The organism is Accumulibacter sp., from assembly GCF_031732815.1.
Classification (GTDB): Bacteria; Pseudomonadota; Gammaproteobacteria; order Burkholderiales; family Rhodocyclaceae; genus Accumulibacter.
Window position 1 is genome coordinate 1 of record NZ_JAVMKF010000025.1, and the last position, 9,280, is coordinate 9,280.

Here is a 9,280-nt window from a genome sequence, read left to right on the forward strand (position 1 = left end):
CAGAGCCTGCGCCTGAGCGCAGGCATCGCGCAGCACCGCCTGCCGCAGATCCGCCGTGTGCGCCAGGCGCGCATCGAATTTCCCGGCCTGGGCAAGTGGCTGGAGGCGAGCAGCGTCAGCCTGCTGCCCAGCGCCGACCCGTCGACGCACGTCTCGCTGGTGCGCGTCGGTTTGCCTGAAGCGCCACGCGAGATCGTTCCCGGCATGCACGCGCGCGTGCACTTCGTGCTTGGCAACGCGCCGCGGCTGAGCATTCCGCAAGCTGCTGTCTTGCGCCGCGGCGAGATCACCGCCGTCTATGTCCGGCAGGCAGACGGGAAGCTGACGCTGCGCCAGTTGCGTCTGGGCGAAGCGATCAGCGACAACGAAGTCGAAGTGCTCGCCGGCCTGCACGCGGGCGAGCGCATCGCGCTCGATCCGCGCCAGGCGGCCGTCGAACTGAAGTCCGCCAAACCGGCGGAACGCTAGGCGATGGGCGTCTCCGGGCGCATCGCCCGCCTCTTCGTCAGTTCGCAGATGACCCCGCTGCTGGCGCTCGTCGCGCTGCTGCTGGGCGTTTTTGCGACGCTGATCACACCGCGCGAAGAAGAGCCGCAGATCGACGTGACGATGGCCGACATCCTCATCCCCTTCCCCGGGGCATCGGTGCGCGACGTTGAAAGTCTCGTGACCACGCCAGCCGAGCAAGTGCTCTCGCGCATGTCCGGCGTCGAGCACATCTATTCCGTGGCGCGTCCAGGAATGGCCGTGGTCACCGTGCAGTTCGCCGTCGGCGTCAAATACAACGACGCCGTTCTGCGCCTGCACGAGACAGTGAACTCGAACCGCGACTGGCTGGCGCCCAACCTCGGCGTCGGTGAGCCGATCATCAAGCCGAAGGGGATAGACGACGTGCCGATCGTCGCGCTGACCTTGTGGACGGCCGATGCGCAGCGCTCGGCCTTCGAACTGCAGCAGGTGGCGCGCGCGCTCGAGAGCGAACTCAAGCGCAGCAAGGGAACACGCGACGTATCGACGATCGGCGGTCCGGACCATGTCGTGCGCGTTCTCATCGACAGCCGGCGGATGAACGCCTTCGGCCTCACGCCGCAGGATCTGAGCGCAGCACTGCGCAACGGCAACGTCCTGCAATCGACCGGCAGTCTGGTCGCCGGGAACCGCGAAGTGCTCGTGCAGACCGGCCAGCATCTGGAGTCGGCAGCCGCCGTGCGCCAGCTCGTCGTTGCCGTCCGCGGCACGGCCGACGACCGCCGGGCGGTCGCGCTGGGTGACGTCGCCGAGGTCGAGGACGGGCCCGACCAGCCGCAGCGCATCGTCTGGTTTGCCACGCGCAGCGGCGAACACCCGGCGGTGACGCTACAGATTTCCAAGAAGCCCGGCGTCAACGCGGCCGACGTAGCGGGCGAACTGATCGGCCGCGTCGAAGCGCTCAGGGGCACGTTGATCCCGGAAGGAATCGAGGTCGCGGTGACGCGCAACTATGGCGAAACGGCGACCGACAAGGCGCGCAAGCTGATCGGCAAGCTCGCTTTTGCCACCGCCTTCGTCGTTCTCCTGGTTTTCTTCACGCTCGGCCGTCGCGAGGCGCTGATCGTCGGTCTGGCCGTCGGACTGACCCTCGCCGCAACGCTCTTTGCGTCGTGGGCCTGGGGTTTCACGCTCAACCGGGTCTCGCTTTTCGCCCTGATTTTCTCGATCGGCATTCTGGTCGACGACGCCATCGTCGTCGTCGAGAACATCCACCGTCGGCAGACGCTGCAGCCCGAGCTGCCGCTGCTCGAGCTGATTCCGCCGGCGGTCGACGAAGTCGGCGGGCCAACGATCCTCGCCACGCTGACGGTGATCGCCGCGCTCCTGCCGATGGCTTTCGTCAGCGGACTGATGGGGCCGTACATGAGCCCCATCCCGATCAACTCGTCGCTCGGCATGTTCATCTCGCTCGCCGTCGCCTTCGTCGTCACGCCCTGGCTGGCCGCCCGCCTGCTGGCGCATGCCGCGCCGCGCTCAGCGCCCAGCGCGCCGCCGCCGGTCAGCCGTCTGGAAGCCCTCTTCCGGCGGCTGCTGGCGCCCTTTCTCGAGGTGCGCACGGGGCGTCGCGCGCGACATGCATTGCTTGTCGCCGTCGTCCTGCTGATCGCCGGGTCGCTCTCGCTCGCCGCCTTCAAGCTGGTCGTCCTGAAAATGCTGCCGTTCGACAACAAGAGTGAATTCCAGGTCGTCCTCGACATGCCGGCCGGGACGCCGCTCGAAGAAACCGCCCGCGTCCTGCGCGAGATCGGCAGCGAGGTTCTCAAGCTGCCCGAAGTCAGCGACTATCAGGCCTACGCCGGCAGCGCCGGCCCGATCAACTTCAACGGCCTCGTCCGCCAGTACTATCTGCGCGCGGCGCCCGAACTGGGCGACCTGCAGGTGAATCTGGTCGACCGTCGGCAACGCGCCCGGCAAAGCCACGCCATTGCCAGCGAGTTGCGCCCGATCGTCGAAGAGATCGGCCGCCGTGCGGGCGGTAACGCCAAAGTGGTCGAAGTCCCGCCCGGTCCGCCGGTGCTCTCACCGATCGTCGCCGAGGTGTACGGGCCGGACTACGCCGGCCAGATCGCCGTCGCCCGGCAGGTGCGCCAGGTCCTCGCCGCGACGCCGGACCTGGTCGGGGTCGACGACTCGATCACCGCCGACGGCGAAAAGATCGTCCTGCATGTGCTGCAGAACAAGGCGGCGCTGCTCGACGTGGCACCCGCCGACGTGGTCGAGGTCGTCCGCCTGGCGCTCGCCGGCGCGGACATCACGCCGCTGCACAACAGCACTGCGAAGTTCGAGATCCCGCTGCGCATTTCGCTTCCAGCGGAAGAGAAAGGGAGCCTCGACAACCTGCTCGACCTGCGTGTACGTGCGCGCAGCGGACGCCTGGTCGCCGTTTCCGAACTCGTCGAAGTGCGCTCGGTAGCACGCGAGAAGACCGTCTATCACAAGGACCTGCTGCCGGTCGTCTATGTCGTCGCCGACATGGGCGGCAAGCTCGACTCGCCGCTCTACGGCATGTTTGCCGCGCGCAGCGAACTCGCCGGGCGCTCGCTCGACGGCGTCGCTGGCGCCGCCGGAACGCTTGGCGAGTGGTTCATCCGCCAACCGGCAGCGCCCGACGCCGGCTTCGCGATCAAGTGGGACGGCGAGTGGCAGGTCACCTACGAGACCTTCCGCGACATGGGAATCGCCTACGCCGTCGGGCTGATCCTGATCTACCTGCTGGTCGTCGCGCACTTTCACAGCTACCTCGTGCCGCTGATCATCATGGCGCCGATCCCGCTGACGATCATCGGCGTCATGCCCGGACACGCGCTGCTCGGCAGCCAGTTCACCGCCACCTCGATGATCGGCATGATCGCGCTCGCCGGCATCATCGTGCGCAACTCGATCCTCCTCGTCGACTTCATCCGGCAGCAGACCGGCGAGGGAGTCGACTTCGCCGAAGCGATCGTTCAGTCGGCCGCGGTGCGCGCCAAACCGATCGCGCTCACCGCGCTGGCCGCCATCCTCGGCGCGCTGTTCATCCTCGACGACCCGATCTTCAACGGCCTGGCGATCAGCCTGATCTTCGGCATCCTCGTTTCGACGCTGCTCACGCTGATCGTCATCCCCGTTCTCTACTACGCCGCTTTCCGCAAGGAGCACAGCACATGACCACCGATCGCGCCATACGCATCATGGCAGGCAGTTTCGTCCTCATTTCGCTCGCCCTCGGCATCGTCGAGAGCCCACTCTTCGTCTCGCGCCATTTCCTCTGGTTCACCGCCTTCGTCGGCGCCAACCTGCTGCAGAGCGGCTTCACCGGATTTTGTCCGGCAGAAAGCATCATGCTCAAGCTGGGAATGAAGCGCCTCGGCTGATACCGCTGGCGCTTCGTCCCGAGCCGGTGCGGGAGCGTTTGCCGACCGCGGCTCGCTGTGCGTCTTATCCTGCACGCTAGCATCCTAGCCTGGCGTCCAGTTTCTGGCTGAGAAAGGCGCGAGCAAGCGGCCGGCAGGGAGGCCGCGCGAGCGCACGAGCCGCCTTCAGCGCGCCCTTCTGCCGCACCTTTTCCCGCCCTTCCCCCTTTCTACGCCTTCCTTCTCCCTTCTCTGCTCGCTTCGGCCGTAGCCAGCAGGGCGCTGGCACAGCTTTCGCTAAGCTTTGCTGGCTCGCACCCTCGCTGCACTGCCCACGGGCCGGGGATCACCCTCCCGCCGGTGCGCCGGGGCCGGACTTCGGTCTGTTGTCCCGCCGCATGCCGCAGCAGCGCAAGCGCGAGCAACGGCGAGCCCGTCGGGGGCTTGCCGGGTTCGATTCCCGGATCGCCACGATTGGATAGCTCAATCGGGTAGAGCAACCGCGCAAGCGGCGTGTCGCGGGTTCGAATCCCGCTCCAGAAGCAACAAAAGGCAGTACCCGCCGGTTGCGGCCAGCGCAAGCAGCCGCCGTCGGTCTGGCCAGCTTCGTCGTCCGCCTCGGCGGCAGCGCACTGCGGCCGGTAGCCAGGAGAACGACGCCGTCGGCGCACCAGCGCTGGCGGCCGGCGAGTTCCGCGCGGCCGGGCGAGTGCTGCCCCGTCAGGGCCGACCACGCTGCCCGCCAGACCGGCGCTCGCCGGCAAACGAACAAGCCGCACCACCCGGAGTCACTCGGAGGAACAAGACCATGTTGAAAAGATTCGTCGTCAAGAAAAGCGAGCAAGGCGCCCTGTTCCGGGACGCCGATTTCGAGCGCCTGCTGCCGGCCGGCCGGCACCACTTCTTCGATCCGCTGGGCCGCCTGTCGCTCACCACCTGGCCGCTCGGCGCGCCGATGACCGACACAGCGCTCGCCGACTACCTCTTGCAGCAGCAGCCGGCGAGCGCGACGGCGCATCTTGAAGTGATGGAACTGAACGAGGACGAGGCCGGCCTGCGCTACGAAAACGACGTTCTGGTCGAAGTGCTGCCGCCCGGAAGTCGGCACTTCTTCTGGAAAGGGCGCGTCCGGCACCGCCTGCAGCGCGTCGACCTGAAGGACGCGTACGTCGTTGCGCCCGCTCTCGCCACGCACCTGGCGCAACCGGCCTTGCGCGAGCGCGCGATCGTCGGCTTGACCGGTCTCTTGCTCGTTCAGGTGCCGGCGTATCACTGCGCCGTGCTGCGCGTAGACGGCAAGGTCGCGCGCCTGTTGCCGCCCGACAGACACGCCTTCTGGCGCTTCAACCGCGAAATTCAGGTCGAGCTGGTCGACGCGCGCTGGCAGACGATGGAGGTCAGCGGGCAGGAGATCCTGTCACGCGACAAAGTCGGCCTGCGCGTGAACCTGGCCGCCACCTGGCGTTTCAGCGACGTGTTGCTGGCTTTCGAGAAGCTCGCCAAACCAGCCGAACACCTCTACCGCGAGCTACAGTTCGGGCTGCGCGCGGCGGTCGGAACGCGCCTGCTCGATGAATTGCTGGACAACCGGCAACTCATCGACGAGCTGGTCAGCGCGCACGTGCGCCGCAAGTTCGACGGCTTCGGCGTCGAAATCGGCAGCGTCGGCGTCAAGGACATCGTTCTGCCCGGCGAAATGAAAGCGATTCTCGCCAAGGTCGTCGAGGCGGCCAAGGCAGCCGAAGCCAACGTCATCCGCCGGCGCGAGGAAACGGCGGCGACGCGTTCGCTGCTCAATACCGCCAAGGTGATGGAAGACAACCCGACGGCGCTGCGCCTGAAGGAGCTGGAAACGCTCGAACGGGTGGCCGAGAGGATCGACCGCATCTCGGTCTTCGGCGGGCTCGAGCAGGTGCTGCACGGCCTGGTCAGCCTGCGCAGCGCTTGAGCAAAGGTTGCCGTCCCGGCGGGCCGAGCCGACGTGCGCCAGGTTCGGTCCGCCGCCGAGGTTTCGTTCCTCGGCGGCCGATTCGGTGGATAATCGCCGTTGCCGGCAAGACTTGCCGAGCTCGCACAGCCTCAGAGGGACACTCAATTGGCAGCTCATAGTGCAGATGGGTACGATGTCTTCCTCTCGCATCGTTCGCCCGACAAACCGATCGTCGAACGCCTGGCGGAAAAGCTCGTCGAGGAGGCGCAGATCAGTCCGTTTCTCGATCGCTGGCACCTGATCCCGGGGGAACCCTGGCAGGAGAGCCTCGAGCAGGCGCTCAACCGAAGCCGCAGCGTCGCCGTCTTCGTCGGCCCGAGCGGGGTCAACTCCTGGGAAAACGAGGAGATGCGAGCAGCGCTGAGCAAGCGCGTGCAGGAGAACAGAAACAGCTTCCGGGTCATTCCGGTCCTCCTGCCGGGCGCCGACCAGGAGGCGAAGGACAAGTTGCCCGCGTTCCTGCTGCGCTTCACCTGGGTCGATTTCAGCGCCGGAATCGACGACCCGGTCGCCTTTTCGCGCCTGGTCGCCGGCATCCGCGGACAGGCGCCCGGCCGTACCGGCGCGTCCAGGCTGTCAGCCGCATCGCCGTATCTGCGCAAGAGCGTGCGCCAGATCATGACCGATGTCCTGCGCCGGGACGGGATCGAACTGGCCGCAGTCCCGCTCGGCGCCGGCGCGACGATCAGAACGCTCACCCGCCGCTGCCAGCTTCAGTACCCTGAGCTGGCAGCGGACGAAGTGGCGCGCAAGCTGATGGCCGCACGCGCGATCGCCTACGAAGAAAAGTACGCGCAGCGCAGCCCGCAGGAAGACGAGCGCTACCGCGCCGCCGACGAGTGGGAGGCCGAGCTGAACACGCTCCTGCGGCACGTCGGCATGCGCGACCCGGCCCGCTGCCGGACAATCAACGTGGGTATCGGCAACGGCCTGGAGAATCCGTTCTTCTACAAGGACTTCAAGCAATTGGTCGGGGTCGACCTGGCGGCCGGGGCGCTCGCCAAGGCGGCGCAAGCCATCCCTACGCTCGACCCGCGCTGCAGCGAAGCCGAAAACCTGCACGGTGTGAGCAGCCATGCCTTCGACCTCTATCTCTCGCTGCGCACGTATCAGTCGAGCTTCTTCGATATCGGCGAGTCGCTTTTCCAGGCCTGCCGCGTTCTCGCCGGCGGCGGCCGGGCGGTGATCTCGATCCCCTACGTCTACGTCGACCAGGGACGCCTGCTCAACGGCCTCCTGCGCCCGGGCGGACACGACCTTGATCCGGATCTGCCCTACGAGATCGCCGATACCGTCCGGCGCGGTCTGCAGACCCTCGGTTTCGAACAGATCGGCCTGCACACCGGGCTGTTCGAAATCTACGTCCATGGCACGAAGACAAGCTGAGCGACCGGCTTGCTGCTGACTCGTGCGCGTCTGGCCGACCGCGCTCGGCCACCCGTGGCCCGGTTTTCGTCGGCCAGTTCGCCGCCTGCAGACGGACCTGAAGGGCACCGGCAAGCGTCGCCCGGCCTTGCCGGCGAGCGAGCGACACGACGACGATCCCGGACGCTACGGCAATGAACGCTGACGCCGCCGGCGCCCCGGTGCGCCTGCTCAGTCTCGGCGATGCCGCCTGGACCGTCGAGTTCGGCGCCACGATCGCTCCCGCCATACACGCCCGCGTGCTCGGTTTCTGTGCCCTGCTCGAGGCGCTGTCGAGCGCTGGGCGTCTGGCCGGCCAGAGCGTGATCGCCGCGGCTACGAACAGCCGCTGGCACATCCCGGTCTGCTTCGGCGCCAACTGCGCGCCCAATCTAATCTGGCCGATGTGGCTGCCGCCGCGCGAATGACTCCGCAGGCCGTCGTGCAGTCGAACCCACTGCAGCGCGCCGGAGACCGCTGATGCACGCCCTGATCGAAGTCGTCGCCGCAGGCGAGGCCGCCACCCTGCAGGACCGTGACTCCTTCGGGTATCGCCACATCGGCGCGTGTCTCCGGTGCGCTCGACCGCGATCTGATGAGCGCGGCGAACGCCCTGCTCGCCAACGACGCGCGAACGCCGCAGTTCTCGAAGTCTGCCTGGACGGACCGACGCTGCAGGCGCTGCCGGGCCCCGTGCGCAACGTGCTGGCCGACGAACTCAGCGGCAAGCGCCTGCGTTGCCGCATCGGTAGCATCTGTGTCCATGGTGATGGACCTGAAGCCGTGGCAACCGCACGTCTACTCCGCGACCGCCTGTTGGCTGAAGCTTGCACGCTGGTCGCCGTGACCGAAATGTCTGGCTAAGCACGCGGCTTGATCGGCCTCGCGCTGACCTGCACGATGCCGTGAGCGAATCGATGCCTCCGGTGCTGACAGTAGCCACCCCGGATGACGGTGGAACAAGCACACCGGGAAGCGACGTCACACTAGGAGATAGGGACAACGGCTGGACGTAGCCATCGAAAGCCATGTCTGCATCACAGGGACTTCGCGCCACAAGGCGAGCGGGCAAGGAAAAATGATCGACTTGCCTCTCGCCGGTCGCGCACGCGATGAGGTCGCGCCTTCAACGAAGCCCGCTCCGAAGAGCGGGATGAGACATGATGCAGGCGTGGCAAGCCAGCCGGGACGAGCACCTTCAACGAAGCCCGCTCCGAAGAGCGGGATGAGACGAAGGCCACTCCGGACAGTCTACGAAGTTCTACGACCTTCAACGAAGCCCGCTCCGAAGAGCGGGATGAGACATCCTGGAGAGGCTGATAGCACTACGCCTCGGACAGCCTTCAACGAAGCCCGCTCCGAAGAGCGGGATGAGACGGGGCACGCCGATCGCATCGGACGCGAAGGGCGGCCTTCAACGAAGCCCGCTCCGAAGAGCGGGATGAGACGTTACCGTCTGCCCCGCCAAAGATCCTGTTATCGTCCTTCAACGAAGCCCGCTCCGAAGAGCGGGATGAGACCTCAAAGAGGGAGAGCAGTTCCGCACGAAACAGCACCTTCAACGAAGCCCGCTCCGAAGAGCGGGATGAGACGCGGTGCCGGCTGGGACAGTTCTGCCGATCGCGGCCTTCAACGAAGCCCGCTCCGAAGAGCGGGATGAGACGGAATAGCTGTTATCAGGGCCGCTAACCCCGTCACCTTCAACGAAGCCCGCTCCGAAGAGCGGGATGAGACAGGCAGACGCGCTAGCCAAAGTACGGCGATTCGAGCCTTCAACGAAGCCCGCTCCGAAGAGCGGGATGAGACCATCGATGTCCGGCCGATAAGTGCGTTGCTACGGCCTTCAACGAAGCCCGCTCCGAAGAGCGGGATGAGACCCGGGAACCTCATCTGGCTGGAAAACAACCGCCTCCTTCAACGAAGCCCGCTCCGAAGAGCGGGATGAGACCTGCCTGACGGCGAGGGCGAATTCGCCGAAATGCTTCCTTCAACGAAGCCCGCTCCGAAGAGCGGGATGAGACCC

The 9,280-nt window shown here is 66.6% G+C and carries 7 protein-coding genes, 1 tRNA gene and 1 CRISPR repeat array; all 8 genes read left to right on the plus strand.

Annotated elements, in window-relative coordinates; all coding sequences use genetic code 11:
• On the plus strand, positions 1-468 hold a 468-nt coding region (locus RKP46_RS02175), incomplete at its 5' end, for an efflux RND transporter periplasmic adaptor subunit (protein WP_409194093.1).
• 3 nt (positions 469-471) lie between these two features.
• A complete protein-coding gene (locus tag RKP46_RS02180; RefSeq protein ID WP_311105113.1) occupies positions 472-3,678 on the plus strand; it encodes an efflux RND transporter permease subunit in 3,207 nt (1,068 codons plus the stop codon).
• Complete coding sequence (locus RKP46_RS02185) at positions 3,675-3,884, plus strand: DUF2892 domain-containing protein (RefSeq protein WP_300327898.1); 210 nt, start codon at positions 3,675-3,677, stop codon at positions 3,882-3,884. The genes RKP46_RS02180 and RKP46_RS02185 overlap by 4 nt, the downstream gene beginning before the upstream one ends.
• Before the next feature lie 456 nt (positions 3,885-4,340).
• Positions 4,341-4,405 (plus strand) — tRNA-OTHER (locus RKP46_RS02190).
• A gap of 266 nt (positions 4,406-4,671) precedes the next feature.
• Positions 4,672-5,811 carry a slipin family protein gene (locus RKP46_RS02195; protein ID WP_311105114.1) on the plus strand — a complete coding sequence of 380 codons (1,140 nt, stop codon included), beginning with the start codon at positions 4,672-4,674 and terminating at the stop codon, positions 5,809-5,811.
• A gap of 147 nt (positions 5,812-5,958) precedes the next feature.
• Entirely contained in the window at positions 5,959-7,239 is a 1,281-nt protein-coding gene (locus tag RKP46_RS02200; RefSeq protein ID WP_311105115.1) for a toll/interleukin-1 receptor domain-containing protein, read from the plus strand.
• Positions 7,240-7,412: 173 nt separating this feature from the next.
• Complete coding sequence (locus RKP46_RS02205; protein WP_311105116.1) at positions 7,413-7,685, plus strand: hypothetical protein; 273 nt, start codon at positions 7,413-7,415, stop codon at positions 7,683-7,685.
• Between the two features lie 52 nt (positions 7,686-7,737).
• Positions 7,738-8,121: a LamB/YcsF family protein gene (locus RKP46_RS02210; RefSeq protein ID WP_311105117.1), complete on the plus strand. Its 384-nt coding sequence runs from the start codon at positions 7,738-7,740 to the stop codon at positions 8,119-8,121.
• A 259-nt stretch (positions 8,122-8,380) separates the two neighbouring features.
• Positions 8,381-9,278: a CRISPR direct-repeat array (repeat unit 37 nt; unit sequence CCTTCAACGAAGCCCGCTCCGAAGAGCGGGATGAGAC).
• Positions 9,279-9,280 lie beyond the last annotated feature (2 nt).